General features: G+C 69.6%; 13 protein-coding genes. 6 read left to right on the top strand and 7 right to left on the bottom strand.

Going from position 1 to position 14,887, the window contains the following annotated elements; all coding sequences use genetic code 11:
* Positions 1–239: 239 nt before the first annotated feature.
* The 6 genes from ABH928_RS15180 to ABH928_RS15155 all read left to right on the top strand — a co-directional run bounded on the left by ABH928_RS15180 (position 240) and on the right by ABH928_RS15155 (position 6,669).
* On the top strand, positions 240–2,987 hold the full coding sequence (locus ABH928_RS15180; protein WP_370066383.1) for a Helicase associated domain protein: 2,748 nt from the start codon (positions 240–242) through the stop codon (positions 2,985–2,987).
* A 13-nt stretch (positions 2,988–3,000) separates the two neighbouring features.
* A complete protein-coding gene (locus tag ABH928_RS15175; RefSeq protein WP_370066381.1) occupies positions 3,001–3,270 on the top strand; it encodes a hypothetical protein in 270 nt (89 codons plus the stop codon).
* Positions 3,271–3,658: 388 nt separating this feature from the next.
* Positions 3,659–4,288: a DUF5753 domain-containing protein gene (locus tag ABH928_RS15170; protein WP_370066379.1), complete on the top strand. Its 630-nt coding sequence runs from the start codon at positions 3,659–3,661 to the stop codon at positions 4,286–4,288.
* The gene (locus ABH928_RS15165; protein WP_370066377.1) at positions 4,288–4,626 is read left to right on the top strand and encodes an ASCH domain-containing protein; all 339 of its coding nucleotides are present in this window, start codon (positions 4,288–4,290) and stop codon (positions 4,624–4,626) included. The genes ABH928_RS15170 and ABH928_RS15165 overlap by 1 nt, the downstream gene beginning before the upstream one ends.
* A gap of 291 nt (positions 4,627–4,917) precedes the next feature.
* Complete coding sequence (locus ABH928_RS15160) at positions 4,918–5,670, top strand: hypothetical protein (RefSeq protein WP_370066375.1); 753 nt, start codon at positions 4,918–4,920, stop codon at positions 5,668–5,670.
* Between the two features lie 123 nt (positions 5,671–5,793).
* Complete coding sequence (locus tag ABH928_RS15155; RefSeq protein WP_370066373.1) at positions 5,794–6,669, top strand: endonuclease/exonuclease/phosphatase family protein; 876 nt, start codon at positions 5,794–5,796, stop codon at positions 6,667–6,669.
* Between the two features lie 136 nt (positions 6,670–6,805).
* Here ABH928_RS15155 and ABH928_RS15150 read toward each other — a convergent pair whose 3' ends face one another.
* The 7 genes from ABH928_RS15150 to ABH928_RS15120 form a co-directional block, all read right to left on the bottom strand.
* A complete protein-coding gene (locus ABH928_RS15150; protein ID WP_370066371.1) occupies positions 6,806–8,221 on the bottom strand; it encodes an MFS transporter in 1,416 nt (471 codons plus the stop codon).
* Positions 8,222–8,459: 238 nt separating this feature from the next.
* Positions 8,460–9,335 (bottom strand): protein phosphatase 2C domain-containing protein, encoded by an 876-nt coding sequence (locus ABH928_RS15145; RefSeq protein ID WP_370066369.1) that lies wholly within the window; start codon positions 9,333–9,335, stop codon positions 8,460–8,462.
* A gap of 99 nt (positions 9,336–9,434) precedes the next feature.
* The gene (locus ABH928_RS15140; RefSeq protein WP_370066368.1) at positions 9,435–10,592 is read right to left on the bottom strand and encodes a GDSL-type esterase/lipase family protein; all 1,158 of its coding nucleotides are present in this window, start codon (positions 10,590–10,592) and stop codon (positions 9,435–9,437) included.
* Positions 10,593–10,731: 139 nt separating this feature from the next.
* Positions 10,732–11,343: a 2'-5' RNA ligase family protein gene (locus tag ABH928_RS15135; protein ID WP_370066367.1), complete on the bottom strand. Its 612-nt coding sequence runs from the start codon at positions 11,341–11,343 to the stop codon at positions 10,732–10,734.
* A 15-nt stretch (positions 11,344–11,358) separates the two neighbouring features.
* Positions 11,359–12,411, bottom strand: a complete 1,053-nt coding sequence (locus ABH928_RS15130; protein WP_370066365.1) for a phosphotransferase enzyme family protein — start codon at positions 12,409–12,411, stop codon at positions 11,359–11,361.
* The gene (locus ABH928_RS15125) at positions 12,408–12,887 is read right to left on the bottom strand and encodes an NUDIX domain-containing protein (protein WP_370066363.1); all 480 of its coding nucleotides are present in this window, start codon (positions 12,885–12,887) and stop codon (positions 12,408–12,410) included. Before ABH928_RS15125 ends, ABH928_RS15130 begins: the two co-directional genes overlap by 4 nt.
* Before the next feature lie 27 nt (positions 12,888–12,914).
* Complete coding sequence (locus ABH928_RS15120) at positions 12,915–14,858, bottom strand: ATP-binding cassette domain-containing protein (protein WP_370066361.1); 1,944 nt, start codon at positions 14,856–14,858, stop codon at positions 12,915–12,917.
* Between the last annotated feature and the right edge of the window lie 29 nt (positions 14,859–14,887).

Genomic DNA, 14,887 nt, shown 5'->3' with positions numbered 1-14,887 from the left:
GGCTCCAAGGGCACCTGATATAGCCCCATCACCGCCGCGCATTCTGACCACCGATCACCTACACAGGCGATCGCCGCCAGTAGCCGGACCAAGGACGATGAGCCGGATCTGTTCTTTCTTGCGCGGTAAGCGCTGATCCGAGGCGGCTGGACCGGCGGTGCACATGGGATGCTCTGCCTCTGAGGGAACGCAGGCATGCTCACGCGGTCGAAGCCGGGCGGGCAGGGAGGGGCCGAGGCATGGCGGGCGAGTTGTGGCCACATCAGGTGGAAGCCGTGGAAGCGGTGGCCACCGCGGTCGGGCGGGGCGGCCGTACCAGCCTGATCGCTGCCTGCGGCACCGGCAAGACCCGCATCGGCGGAGCCGTGGCGACCCGGCTGGGCCCCAGCCTGCGCGTGCTGGTGGTGGTGCCCACGATCGAGCTGCTGGTTCAGACAATCGACGCCTACCGCACGGTCAGCGGCGGACACCTGGGCGCCACGGTAGCGGTGTGCAGCGACCCGACGATCGCCGAGATGCAGATGCTGGAGGGCGAGCCTGACGTGGTGGTGACCACCACCCCAGACGTTCTGGCCGCCAGCACCCAGGGCCGAAGCCGAGTCACAGTGCTGTCCACCTACGCCTCCCTGCCCGTGATCGCCGCCGCGCACGCCCACCACGATCTCCCGCCCTGGGACCTCACGGTGATCGACGAGGCGCACCGAACCACTGGTAAGGCCGACGGTCCGTGGAAGGCGATCCACCACGACGCGCAACTGCCTGCTCAACGGCGCCTCTACATGACCGCCACACCGAGGGTGGCCACCACCAGCGGTGACGCCGGGGTGTCGATGGACGACCAGCAGATCTTCGGCGACGTCTCCTACCGGCTACCGTTCTCACGAGCGATTTCGATGGGTCTGCTAGCGGACTACCGCGTCATCGTGCCCGTGGTCACCGACGAGGAGGTCCACAAGCTGACCGCCGACGCGAACCTGGCCCTGCGCCTGGGGGCCGCGTCGCTGCAGCCGGCCACCGTGGCCGGGCAGATCGCGGTGCTTCGCACGATGACCGAGTACGGAGTCCGACGGGCCATCAGCTACCACCACCGTGTCGCCGACGCCCGGACCTGGGCCTCCACCCTCCCGGCGACCGCGGCCCTGATGCCCGGTGGCCCGGTCGGAGTGTGGGCCGGCCACGTCTCCGGCGCCCAGGCACCTCACCTGCGGCGCCGAATCCTCGAACGGCTCGCCGACCCCGGCGACGAACTCGCCGTGGTCAGCAACGCCAAGGTCCTCAACGAGGGCGTCGACGTGCCCGCAGTCGACTCGGTGATCTTCAGCCGGCCGCGGCGCTCCGCCATCGACACCATTCAGGCCGTCGGGCGGGCGCTGCGCACCGGTGGCCGCCGCGACAAGGTCGCCACCATCGTCGTCCCGCTTCTCCTCGCTGCCGGAGAGAGCCCCGAGGCGGCCTTGGAGAGCAGTGAATGGGAGCCGGTGTGGCAGGTGCTCCGTGCGATGCGCGATCACGACGACCGCCTGGACGAGGAACTACGGCTTCACCGCGTGCAGATCGGCGAGGGCAAGCCGTTCGAGACGCTCTCGCGGGAGCACAAGCTGCCGACCTGGCTGACGGTAGCCGGGATCGAGGTGCCGGAGACCTTCGCCCGCGCCATCACCATCCGGGCTGTGCGTGCCACTACCCCGAGCTGGGACGAGTACTACGGCGCCGCCCGCGCCTACCACCAGGTCCACGGGAACGCCGACATCCCGTACGACTGGATCACCACGGAGGGCCTGCGGCTGGGTTCCTGGTTGAGCAAGCAGCGCGTCGCCTACAACACCGGTGACCTGCCAGTGGACCGCCTCGAACTCCTGGAGAAGCTCGGCATCGTCTGGGACCAACTCGAGGAGTCCTGGCTGCTCACGTACGAGGAGGTCAAGCGCATCGCTGAGGAGATGGGCCACTTCGCCTTCGAGGAAGGCGTCGTCACCCAGCGCGGCGTCGTCGTCCTCAACTGGTGCACGGCGCAGCGAACCCGGCGCCGGGCGGGCAAGGTGTCGGAGCAGCGGATCGCGCTGTTGGATGCGATCAACTTCCCCTGGGACGGTGCACAGGACCGTTGGATGCGCCGCTACCAGGAACTCAAGGCGATCTACGACAGGCGTGGGAGCCTGCTGCGTCTGCCCAGCACATCACGTGAAGCGATCTGGCTGGAGGGCCAGCGCGCCAGTTTCCGCAAGGGTCGACTCGATCCCTGGCAGGTCGACCTGATGGCGGAGATCGGCATCGACTTCCAGGACCGCCGCGACAGCTCCTGGCGCAACACCTACGAGGCGTTGAAGGCATTCCACGCCGAGGAGGGCCACTGGGCCGTCCCGAGCGATCTGGTCACGGTCGACGGCATCAACGTGCAGTCATGGAGCACCGCGCAGCGCAGCAACCGGCAGAGCGGAACGCTGGCCGAGGAGTACGTGGCGCTCCTCGACAAGATCGGCTTTCCCTGGGATCCCGCACAGGAACGCTGGGACAGCCGCTGCGTCGAACTCCATGCGTTCCACACTGCCCACGGGCACATCAAGGTGCCCGCCGGCCCGCTGGACTCCTGGCTGTACCAGCAGCGCAAGAAGTACCGCCAAGGCCAGCTCGCTGAGCCCGCGCAGCAGCGCCTCGCCGCGATCGACCCGCTGTGGTACGACGAGCGGGCCTCCTTGACCAGCGAGCGGACCAGGCGGTACTTCGAACTGACGAACTCCTCTTGGGAGAAGGTCAAAGCGGTCCTTCCGACGCGCGGCGGGTCGGTGTGGGAGAACAGTGATCACCGGGCCGTCGTCGAGGCCATCCTGTGGAGGCTCGGCACCGGTGCGCGGTGGGAGGACATGCCGGTGGGCACCGGTTCGTACGTCACCGTCAGCGGGTGGTATTACCAGTGGGCGAAGGACGGCACGTGGCGGGAGATCTCGCGATGCGCCCAAGTCCGGGGCCACCACCGGGCCGACGGCTGAGAGGGGACGCGCAGTGGTGAAAGACGAGAGCGGCCTATCGCGCCGGCCAGGCGGCCTGCCCCTGCCGATCGCGGCTGCGCTGGTGGTGATCTGCCTCGGCGGGGTTCTCGCGGTTGGCGCCCTCCAGATCGCGCTTGCCGGGAGCGCCTCGCTCGGGGAGCGCCTTGCGGTGTTCGCCGTCAGCGGCGCCTTCCTGGTGCTGATGGCCCTGGTGGCCTTGTGCGGCGTGTGGCTGACGGTTCGGCAGCCGAGACGTCATGCCCCGCCCCAACGTTCTCGGTAGGCGTCGGGAGCGCGCGTCGACGAACGCTTCCGATCCAGGACGTTTGTCGGTCGGTCGTGATCGGCGTCAGGGTCTCGGAGTCGATGCGGGAGAACACGAGGTCACACTGCTCTTCCAGCGCCTCGCGCCAGTGGACCGGCACGTCGGGTCGGCTGTGGAGCGCGGCGGGGTAGCTGGTCGCGGCAATTCGTCGAGCTTTTGAGCAGAAGCGGCTCTGCGGCGTGCGGTGGTGGCGTGAGCTGCGGCGACGGCCGGGAGCAGGCCTCGCTGAGGGGTCGTCATGGATATGGCAAGAATCGCCGTGCCCGACGAGCGGTCTCCTGGGACTGCGTGTGCTGTTCACCCGAACACCCAGACAGCAATCGGCCCACCTGCGAGGATCGCCAGCATGCAGACATCTCCCGCGGACCACGCCTGGGACGACTTGCTTCAGTCGGGCACCGGCCCCGTGCAACAGAGCTTCCTGGACCTGGTCAGGAGCACCCGTGACCACGTCGGCTACCACCCGGACATCGTCTGGGGCAACCTGCAGACCCCGGAGTACGCCGCCGCCATGCTGCGACTCGTCGTCGACTTCCACGAGATCCCCGACGACATCGAGGCCGGCGTCGCCGCGCGGACAGCGCGAGCGCAGTACATCGGGCAGGAAGGCCGGACCTACCACGTACTGCTCGGCGAACAGGCGCTGCTTACGAACATCGGCGGAGCGGACGTGATGCGCGGGCAGTTGCGGCGGCTGCTCGACGCCACCGCTCTTCCCGGGCTCACCCTGGGGATCATCCCGGCACGCGCCCGCCTGCGGGTCTATCCAGGCGACGGCTTCTCCATCTTCGACGATCGCCGCGCCGAGGTGGAGGGCTACCGGGGCGCCGAGACGATCACGGACCCGACGCGGCTCGCGGTGTTCCGCAAGGCGTTCGAGTTGCTGCAGCAATCGGCTGCCTACGGCCCGGCAGCGCGAGACCTCATCGAGACTGCGATGGACGGACTCAGCCGCGAGGCGGATGACGTCCTCTGATGTCCCGCACCTTCGAGCTACACCTACAGCGCCGGTACTTCGACCTCGTCGCCGCCGGTCGTAAGACCACCGAAGTCCGTGTGCTCTACCCGCGCCTGGCGGACCTTTCGGCCGGAGATCGCATTCGCTTCAGAGTCGAGGATACCGATCAAGCCTGCGAGGTCCTGGTGAACGGCGTCACCGCCTACAGCGATTTCGAGGCCCTCTTGGCCGGCGAAGACCTGGCCACGATCGACCCGACCGCCACCCGCGAACAACAGCTCAGCGCCATGCGTTCCTTCTATCCTGCCCCGAAGGAGAGTCTCGGCGCCCTGGCCATCGCGATCACACTGACCTGACCGCTCGTCGCAGCACCAGTGAGGTCGTTCAGCGGCGAGCCAGGTCAACAGGTAGCGCCGCGAGACCAGCCCTTCGGAATCCGCCGTTCGACGTACAGGCGACGAACGCAGTCGCTACCCTCCGGCGATATGGATGTTGACGGACTGCTGAAGCAGGCCCAGGCGGTGCGCTTCCCATCGACCTGGGACGGGTGCCTCGCCTGGGCGTCCGGGTTGGTCTCCTGGCACCTCACGCAGCGCCCCACCGCCTGGGCGCCCGTCCGGGACAACACGGATACATACATCCACCATGTGACCGCGGTGGTCGCTTGCGCGCTGCACGCCACCGCGGTTGAGTACCGCCTGGACGCTCCCGCCGGTGGCGAGCTGTTGCGCATCCCGCTTGCGCCGGCCGGCGAACTTCTCGGCGACGGCGTCCTCGACGTCCTGGCGAGCGCCTCACCTCCGGCTCCGGATTTGTCGTCCCTGCTGCACTCCATTCCGTACTGGATCGAGCAGGGCGACGATGACGCCCGCACCAAGGGCGAGTTCATCGTCGATCAGGCCCGCGGTGTGCTCGCGCTGCACACCGAGTTCGGATACGCGGTCGGTGACCGTCTGCGGGCCATCCTGGAGACCGGGCAGGCCATGGACGACCTGCAGCGCGGCAACGCTGCCGTGACGTATCCGCCGGACGCTTGCATCTACGAGACGGCTCAGCCGCTTGATGACCACGTGATGGCCGCGTCCAACCTGGAGGCCATGCACCTCGCGGACCAGGCAGCCGGGACGCCCAGTTTGGGCCTGGAGCGGCAACGTCTGCTGGTCCAGGCCGCATTGAGCGACCGGATCGTCCTCGGTCTCGGCGAGCGAGCGTCAGAAGACCAACGTGAACAGGCACGGGCCAAGGCCGGGACTCTGCTGGATTGGGACCGGGAGCACGGCACGCACACCGGTCCGCTCGCCGCCGAAGACGGCCGATGGAAGGAAGATCCGCTCGGGTACGTGCGGCAGGAATACCACACGCACCTCGACCGCCTCAGCCAGCCGCTCCTTGGGGACTGACCTCAGCCGGTTGCTCCCGGCCAGTACGAGCGGTAGCTGATCGGTCATCGCCTTCTGCGAAGCAACCTCCCCGAGGCTGCCGAGACGCTAGCGTCTCCTCATCGACAAGCAGGGAGTGTGGCTGTGCAGTTGACGGTGGTGGTGCAGAACCTCGGTCACGGTGGGCTGAAGAACGGGGACGGTGAGCCGGAGGACCGGTGGCCGCTGCTGGCCGAGCGAATCAACGCGGCAGCCGAGCGGGTCGATGTGGTGCTGCTGTGCGAGGCGGTGGACTGGGGTCTCTACGGTCACAAGCAGCTGGCCCGGGCGATGCGCGACCTGGGCCTGGACGCGCTTCCGCTGGCGCCCTCCAAGAGCGGCTACGGCACCGCCGTGCTCTACCGGCCTGAGGTCCTGGGCCGTTGGAAGCGTTGGAACACTGACTTCGCGCTGGAGACCCTGCACGGCTTCGGCATCGCCACCTTCGAGATCGAGGGCCTGCCCGCGCCGCTGAGCTTCGTGCCGGTGCACTACGACCCGCATTCGGCGGACCGGGCACTCATCGAGGCGAACCTGACCGCGACCCGCGGCTACCGGTACGGCCCGTTCGCTGTACTGGCCGGGGACTGCAACTACCCGCCCGCGTCCTCCACGCACCCGCTGCCTGATTTCTCCGAAATGCGGCCATATAATCTGGGGTCGAGGACGCTTCTCCCGGAGGGAGACGTCGACCCGGGCGTGGATCCGGTGCCGGACCGGCGGGTGGCCCGCAAGCTCGTCCAGAACGGCTACGTGGATGTGGCCTGGCACCTGTACGAGAAGACGGGGGACGAGCGGCTCCTCGCGTCGACCGGCACGGACGACCGGATCGATCAAGCGTGGGTATCCGGTCCACTGGCCGGAGCGGTCTCCGGCTACCGGCTGCTGAGTGAGCCGAAGGGCGCCAGTGACCACGACGGCCTGGCCTTCGAGCTCGAGACGTCCGCTATCGACACCGCCCGGCCCTGGGCCTATCGCTGACCGGTCACGCGGTTGCGGTCATCGGTGAGCAGCAGCGAGACGCCCGTCCAGAGCCGTGGGAGGGCCCGTACTCAGCTGGGGTTCCGGTAGCTGGAGCCCGCCGCGCTGGAGTCCCTTGGTGCGGTGCCGGCGGTGGTCATGAGTTCCTCTCGAAGGTCTTCGCGACAGCAGCCTCCGGGGCAGTGCCGTGGTCAGCGGTAGAGGGCGGAGTGAGGTTGTCGGCGAGCGCGAGAGCGCGAACGTCCGGGAGCAGCAGCGGTCCCACAGCGGCCAGGATCAGGACGGCGGTGATCGCCCACAGGGCGCGGGCGAGTGACGCGGTGCCGGCGAGGCCCGCGGCGAGGTACGCGAGGGGCACCAGGGTGAGCTGCCCGACCTCGGAGAAAGCGGAGATACGGCCGAGTTGGTGGGCGGGGATCCGCTGGGGAAGGAGGGTGCGCCAGGAGATCATGGAGATGTTGAGAGCGGCACCTGCGGTGAACGTGGCGGCGATCAGGAGTGGTAGTGGGGCGTGGGTGGCCATGGCGGCCATGGGGAGCGCCATGGTGGCGGCTGAGGCGACTTCGGCGAGGCCGGGCCGGTTGGGGGATCGCAGCAGGCACGCGGCCGCGCCGGTGACCAGGCCGATGGTGAAGCCGGAGATCACCAGGCCCCAGTCGGCGGGGCCGTGGAGGTGCTGCTGCGCGTACACCGGCCCGAGGAGGACGTAGCCGGCGAGCCAGGCCGCGACGATCAGAGTGCCTTGGATCGTCATCGCCCACAGCCACCGGTGCGAGGCGAAGACGGTCCAGCCCTCGCGCAGCTGCCGCCACGCGGTGGTGCGCTCCGCGGCCGTGGCGGGCAGGTGCAGGCGCAGCACGAGTGCTGCGGCGCCATAGAAGGTGACGGCGTCGTAGGCCAGGCCCCAGCCGGGGCCGATGGCCGCGATCAGCGCACCACCCACGGCAGGGCCGGCGATCTTGACGGCGTTGATGGAGCCCTGGTGCAGCGCGTTCGCCTGCCTCAGCGCCTCGGCGGGGACGAGTGAGGGGACCGTGCCGGACATGGCGGGGGACAGGAACGCGCTCGCCGCGCCGGACAGTGCGGACAGCATCGCCAGACGGCCGACACTCGCGGTGTGCGTGAGCAGCAGGACAGCGGCAGCGCTCTGGCCGGCGCCCAACAGCAGGTTCGAGGCGGCCATGACGAGATGGCGCGGGTAGCGGTCGCCGGCCACGCCTCCGACGAGAGTGAGCAGGACCTGCGGCAGCGCGCCTGCCGCGAGGATCCAGCCCAGCGAGGAAGCGCCGCCGATCGCCAGGCCGCCGAACGCCAGCGCGAGGGGCGCGATGGCCGTGCCGGAAGCGGACAGGATCCGCGCAGCGAGGAACACGCGGAAGTCGCGGTGACGCAGCGGAGCGAACGCGCCGCTGGTCGCGGGAGCGCCGTGAGCGGCCATGAGTCCCAGCGGCCCTCGAAGACGTATCCGCCGGCGCACATCCCGCTCCATGCCGGGCTCCGGGTCGTCGGCGGCCTGTGCAGCCAGATTGGCGGGATCACCGGATGTCGTCACGAAGCACCACCTCAGCCTCAACGCCCCGATCCGACAGCCGTGATCGGGGCGTTGGAGGCGTATGCGCGAGCGAGGCACGACGTCGTCCGGGTCCTGTTTGCTGGCCATTGCCCTTCTTGAGCGCGCCGCGGCCGATGCTTTGCACAACGATCGTCGACTGCACGGGGTCCTCCGTGGTGAATTCCGGGCTTGGTTCGGAGTGGGCAGGGCATGCGGTCTGTACTGGTCTGGGGCCGTATCAGGCGGCGTGCAGTTGCGATCGGGGCTCGGTGAGCTGGATGTGGGCGAGGGCCTTGTCGTCGCTCTTCTTGTAGCGGGGCCACTTGCCGGCGGCGGGGTCCTGCTCCTCGACTTCGCGGACGGTGTCGACCACCGCCTGTGGGCCGGCTGTGCGGCACGCCGCCGCCAGCTCGGGCCAGGTGTACAGCCCGTATTCGTCGACCGCGCAGGCCGCACCGTCGGTGGCGACGAGCACCTCGTCGAGCTCGTGGAGCGGCCAGGTGGCGGTGCGGGCGTGTCGTCCGGCTGCCGGGAGCGCCTCCGCGATCCAGTAGCCGCCGGCGCGGTTGACCACGGTGTCCTGATAGGCGCGCAGCTCCCGAAGAAGAGCGCGGTGCCGGTCGTCGAAACCGTGGCCGAGGCGAAGGCGTTGACGGTACTCACGGGCCTGGGGACGGGACTCGACAAGGCGGGCCAGGTGCTCGTCGCGCAACTGGTGCACGGTGGCGTCGGTGCCGAGCGCGATGATCGGGCTGTCACCGAGCACTGCCGCGTCGATCTGCTGTCCCAGCTGGCGCACGATGGCGACGGTCGCAGCCGGGGATGAGCCTGCGACGAGCCCGTGGTCGCGCACGACGTGGCCGATCGCCTCGGCCAGCAGTTCGCGCAGGTCCCCGCGCGGGTCCTCGCTGAGCAGGTCCGCGATCCGGTCGCCGAGTACGCCGGCGTACCAGCCGCCACGCGGGGCCTGATCGGTGACGGTCGACACACCGTCGAGGACAACCAGGGCATGAGGTAGGACGACGACGCGGTCCTCGGTGGGGCGCTCGGTGCTTCCGGGTAGCTCTCCTATCCGCACCCTCAGGGGCGCGGTGCGGATCTGATGCATGCTCATGCCGGTACTCCTCGGAAGTCGGGAAGGGAGGGACGTCGCGGTGGCGGCGCCGGGGCGTGCGATCGCCCAGGCGGTCCTGGGCTCGCGGCGTTGGTGACGTCAGTCGTGGGAAGTTCTGTCGAGCTGCGACCTGATGGACTTCTCCAGTTGGTCCATCGTCTGGGCCATGGCGCTGGCGAGATCGACCTCGTATAGGTGGGCGAGGATCAGGACCGACCACAGGCAGTCCGCCAACTCATGCTCGAGGAGAGCCTGTCCGCCCTGGGCGTCACGGGCTCCCTCCTGGGCCATCACGATCTTCGCGAGGTCGCCGACATCCCCGACGAAGCCGAGCACGAACTCCTCGCGGCTCCATACCCGTCCGCGCTTGGCCTGGTTCAGATCGTCGTAGAGCGCGTGGATCTCCAGCGCCCGCTGGAGGAGCTGAGGAAGGTCGGTAGCCGCTTGCGGTGCCTCGTGTTCGAGGTGCGGAGCGGTGAGGAGCTGTTCGATGGTGCGGTGGTCGGCGAGGAACTTCTCGACCTGGTGGAGTAGCAGGGTGTCGCCGAGGTCGCTGAGGTGGACGCCGTCGCTCCAGAGCCCGGCCGGAAGATCGTTGCCGGGGCCGGCGGTGAGCTGCTGGGAGGCGGTAACGAACGGTTGCCAGGGGTCCAGGACGAGGGCGCCGGCGGCTTCGGCGGCACAGGCAGCGATGCAGTTGAAGCGGTTGAGCTCGTGGTTCATGGCCTCGACAGTCGCTCGGTCCGCGATGGGCCCGAACGGGGTCTCCAAGACGCACACCACGATCCGGGAGCAGGCCGCGAGCCGCCGGAGAATCGCGGTGTAGTGCGCGGTGAAGTCAGTAGCGTTCACCGTCTCGGCCTCTCGGCCTTGGAAGCGGCGCCAGACATCGTTGATGCCGCAGGAGACGAATGCCAGGTCGTAGCCGGCGCCTTCTGTCTCGGTGGCCCGACAGACGATCTGCTCGATGTCGCGGCTGGTGGCGCCGCCCCGCGCGCGGTTGTCGAACTCGAAGGCGACGTGCGGCCAGGAAGCTTGCAGGGAGAGGTGCACGCGGTGGACGTAGCCGCGCCGCTGCCAACTCTCGACCGTGACCGGCGTGCCGATCGGCGGCAAGCCGGACTGATTTACCAACTGGGAGTTACAGGCCTCCAAGTGCTCCATGATGCTCGAGCCGAACCAGCCGACGCGCAGCGTGCGCTGGTTGCCACTGGCGGATCCGGAGGCGCCGGAAATGAGTTCCTTCACGAGCGGCATGCCGCCTCTCCACGCAACGGCGCTCCCTCTGTGAGGGCAGCTGCCGTCAGGAGGACCGCGGCCGGGATAAGGGACGGGCGAGCCGAGCACTCCCCGTCTCGCGGCCCGCCGGTGGCTGGCAGGTGCTTCCCGGGCGGGGTCACGATGCCGTACCGAGGGGGACGGAGGCGACGTGCCGCCAGGTGATCTCGCGGCCGTCGTGGCTCTGGGCGACCAGGGAGATATTCTCGGCGGTGAACGTGACCGGTTGCGTCGGGCAGTCACTGAGCCATGCCTTCATGTCCCGCCGGTCCGGCACCGGCCCGGTGGCGTAGGCGATTGACGCGTGTGGGTAGTAGACGGGCGGGATGAGCGGGAAGCGCTCGCCGGTGACGGCGGCGGTGGCCTTGGCGGTGATTTCCCACAGGCGGCGGGCCGGCTCGCCGGGCCGTCCAGCGCATTCGAGAGCGACGGTGCCCACGCTCGGGCGGTCCAGGGTGAGGTCGAACGGGGCGATGGTGGCGCACTGCTTGCGGACCTGCTCGGTGATCGCGGCGATCTCGTCGTCGGTGATCTCGCTGACGGGCCCGGAGTGCAGCAGCGTGACGTGGTACCACTCGGGCTGGACCGGGGCCAGGTTCTCACGGAGCGTCAGGTTCTTGTAGGACTCGAAGAGCGCGTTCCGGATGCCGGCTGGGGGGAGGATGTGCCAGTGGTAGTCCTCGCGGCCCTCTGGCCAGCGGTGGGTGACGGTGTTGAAGAAGCTGTCCATGGTGCGGTCCTCGTCTCAGTTGGTGGGTCGGGTGGTGACTGGGCCGAGCAGGTCGGTGAGTTCGTCCTCGATCGTCGGTAGGTGCTGCAGCAGTTCGCGGCTCATCTCGTAGCGGTTGTTCCAGTAGCGGATCCCGTCGGGGTCGGCACCGGTCGTGGGCTGAAGGTAGGTGTCGGCCAGGCCGAACCAGGTCTGCAGGGCCTGCAGCAGCGTCAGCCGCGCGGAGAAGTGCAGTTGGGCCAGCGCGGCGGGCGGGGCGTGCTCGGCGTACGCGGCGACCACGCTGTTGGCGAAGGTGCGCCAGTTCGATGAGGTGGCGACGGTGAGCGGGTCGTAGGCGATCCGGCCGACCTCCCACGCCGGGTGCAGGACGCGACCACGCAGGTCCACGACCGCTGCCAGGTCGCCGCCAGCGGCGAACAGGAGGTTCGGGCGCGTGACGTCGCAGTGAACCAACTGCATCGGCAGGTCCGGCGGCAGGCCGGCCTGAAGGGCCGGCACGAATCGGAGGTCTTCCAGACGCTGACGGACCCGCTCATGGTGGAGCAGGTCGGCTTTCGTCGGTGTGGGCAGGGCGTCGATCGCAGCCAGGATGCGCCGGCCGAGGTCGTGGACGGGCGCGGTGTCCCGGCACCACCAGGGCTCGGAGGTGGGCCGGAACCGGCCGGGGTGCGGGTAGGCGGCCAGGCGCTGGTGCAAGCGGGCTAGCATCACCCCGATCTGGGCACCCTCGGCAGGGGCGAGCGGCCCGGTGGCGGGAGCGGCCTCGATCCAGTCCCAGACGCTGACAGCCAGCCCGCCGGCCGCCGTCAGGAGGCTGCCGTGCCGGCCCGGGCGCAGAGCAGGGATCGGGCAGCCGCCCCGGCGGGCGAAGTCGGACGCCTCCAGGCCTGCCGCCGTCTCGGTCAGGTCGGTGCCTGGCCGATATGCCTTCACGAAGAACCGCAGCCCGACGCTGGTGGCCTGGTAGTTGTCGGTCTCGGTGCCCAGCGGCACACGCTCGACGACGGCGCCGGGAAGGCCGTGGTGCGCGGCGAGCAGCGCGACGATCTCGTCCTCCCGGCTCACGCCGTAGCGCCTTCGCGGGTCTCGGAGACCGGCCAGCCAGAGGCCGCGAACAGCGGGCCGCCATCGCGGTAGGCGGCGATGGCGGCGGCACTGGTTGGGAACATCGGCTCGGGCAGGTCGTGGAGGTCGGACCAGCCGACTGAGATGTGCTTGGTCGGCTCGTTGTTGACCAGGTCGCCCGTCCAGCGGGTGGCGGCGAACACGAACAGGACGAACTCACCCACGCCGTCCCAGCCTTCGGCGACGTGGACGACGTGCACGAGCCGCAGGTCCGCGAGGTCCACGATCAGGCCGGTCTCCTCCAGCAGCTCCCTGGCCGCTGCCCGATCGGCGGGTTCTCCCGGGTCGACTTTCCCACCCGGCGTCGTCCAGGCCGGGCCGGGGTTCCAACTGCGGGCGGCGTAATGGATGGTGACGACCCGCTCCGTGTCCTGGTCGTGGACGATCACAGATGCGGCGAGTCGGCTGGTCATCATCGCGTTTGCTCCCTTGGGGCCGTGCGGTCAGTGGCTGGTGGTGGCGTTGTCAGGTGCGCTGCGCGGTGCTGGTACAGGTCGGCGGTCCTGGGAGAGCTGCCACAGATCAGCGAACAGGCCGGGCTGGTGAACAAGTTCGTCGAAATGGCCGCGCTGGGTGATGCGCCCGTCTTCGAGGACGATGATGCGGTCGGCGACGCTGGTGTTGGCGAGGTTGTGGGTGACGAGGATGACTGCGTTGCCGGCGGCGGCCTCGCGCAGGCCGTCGAAGATGGTCCGCTCACCACGGGCGTCGAGGTCGCTGGTCGGCTCGTCCAGCACGAGCAGGCCACCGCGGCGGTGGAAGCCGCGGGCTACCGCGATGCGTTGCCACTGGCCGCCGGACAGGGCGACGCCGCCCCACCATTCGCGGGCCAGCAGGGTGTCCAGGCCCGAGCGCAGAGTGGCGATGACCTCATCCGCGCCGGCGGCCTTCGCGGCGTCCATCACCGCTTCGTCGCCGCGCTCGGTGGGCTGGCCGAGCTGGATGTTCTGCCGCGCGGTGTCGGGCCAGCGGGCGAAGCTCTGCGGCACCACCGCGGTGTGGCGCCAGACCGCTTGCGCGTCGAGGTCGTTCATGTCGACGCCGTCCCACAGCACCTGGCCCTTGGTGGCCAGGTTCAGCCCGCACAGCAGCTTGAGGAGGGTGGACTTCCCGGCGCCGTTGACCCCGACCACGGCGATGATCTCCCCACGCCGGACCGTCAGGTCCACCCCGTCCAGGACGGGCTTGTCGGCGTCCGGGTAGGTGAAGCTCACACCCTTCAGTTCGATCACCGACGGGGCGGACGGCTTGATGGTGCCGCGCGCCAGGCGCCGCCCGGCGGCCTCGTCCACGAAGGTCGTCCAGTGGTCGAGGTAGAGGCCCGTGCGGTAGAGGTCGGTGCCGTAGCCGATGATGCCCTGCATCGCCTGGGCGCTGGAGGTCACCGCGATGACGGCGGTGCCCGCCGAGGCCACCGAGATCCGCCCGTCCGCGAGCAGCCAGCCGAGCGCCAGCCACAGCACGCCCGCGCCGACGCCGGAGGCTGCGGAACCGATCAGGGAGATCCGCGCGGACTGTCCCACGGCCCGGTCGTTGCTCTCGTCGATCCGCTTACCGGCGGCCCGGTAGCGGGTCAGCAGGTAGTCGGCCATCGTGTCGGAGCGGACCTGGTCGGCGACCGTCTTGTCCATCAGGTACCAGCGCAACATGTTGAGAAGCCGGCGGTCGTCATAGGAGCCGTGCATCGCCAGGTAGTTGATGCGGGCTGAGCGCACCGAGGCCAGCGCGCGGGGGATCGCGCCGAGCAGCAGGAGCCCGAGCAGGAGCGGGTGCAGGACGGCGAGCACGGACGCCGCGGCGATCAGGGACAGGCTGGAGGCGATCATGCTCTGCGTCTCGGGCAGCAGGTCCCGGGAGATGTCCGCGCCCCGGTCGGCCGCATCGGCCCGGTCGTTGAACCCGGGGGTGTCGTAGGCGGCAAGCTCCGCGTTCGACCCGGCGTCCAGCATCAGCAGCTCGGCCTGGCGCGAGATCTTCGGGCCGATCCGCTGGGACAGGCTGGATACCGTCACAGCCAGCACGGCCCGCGCTCCGGCCGCCACCGCCAGTACCGCCAGCGACGGAGCCGCCTGGTGCAACCGCTCACCGATGTGGCCGGAGGCGATCAGCGCCGTCAGCGTCCGGGTCGTGGCCAGCAGCCCGAACGCCCCCAGAACCCCCGAGACGACCTGGCACGTCAGCAGCACCACCAGCGCCGTACGATCGATCTGCCAGCCCAACGCGAGGGCGCGGCGCATCAACTCCGGCAGCCGGCGCACCATCGCGCCCGTGGTCATGCTCTGCCCGGCCGCGATCCGGTTGTCGCCGGCCATCTGCCAGCGCAGCGCCTCCTCGTTCTCCTCGCTCTCCAGTTCCTGTTCCTGCTGTGGCGCGGTGGTGTGCGACATCCGATCCCCGTTTGCTCGTAGTGGCACCC

The sequence above is a fragment of the Streptacidiphilus sp. MAP5-3 genome (assembly GCF_041262505.1).
In the GTDB taxonomy this organism is placed as follows: domain Bacteria; phylum Actinomycetota; class Actinomycetes; order Streptomycetales; family Streptomycetaceae; genus Streptacidiphilus.
Note: the sequence above shows the minus strand (reverse complement) of the source record. Positions and strands in the feature narration are given on the sequence as shown.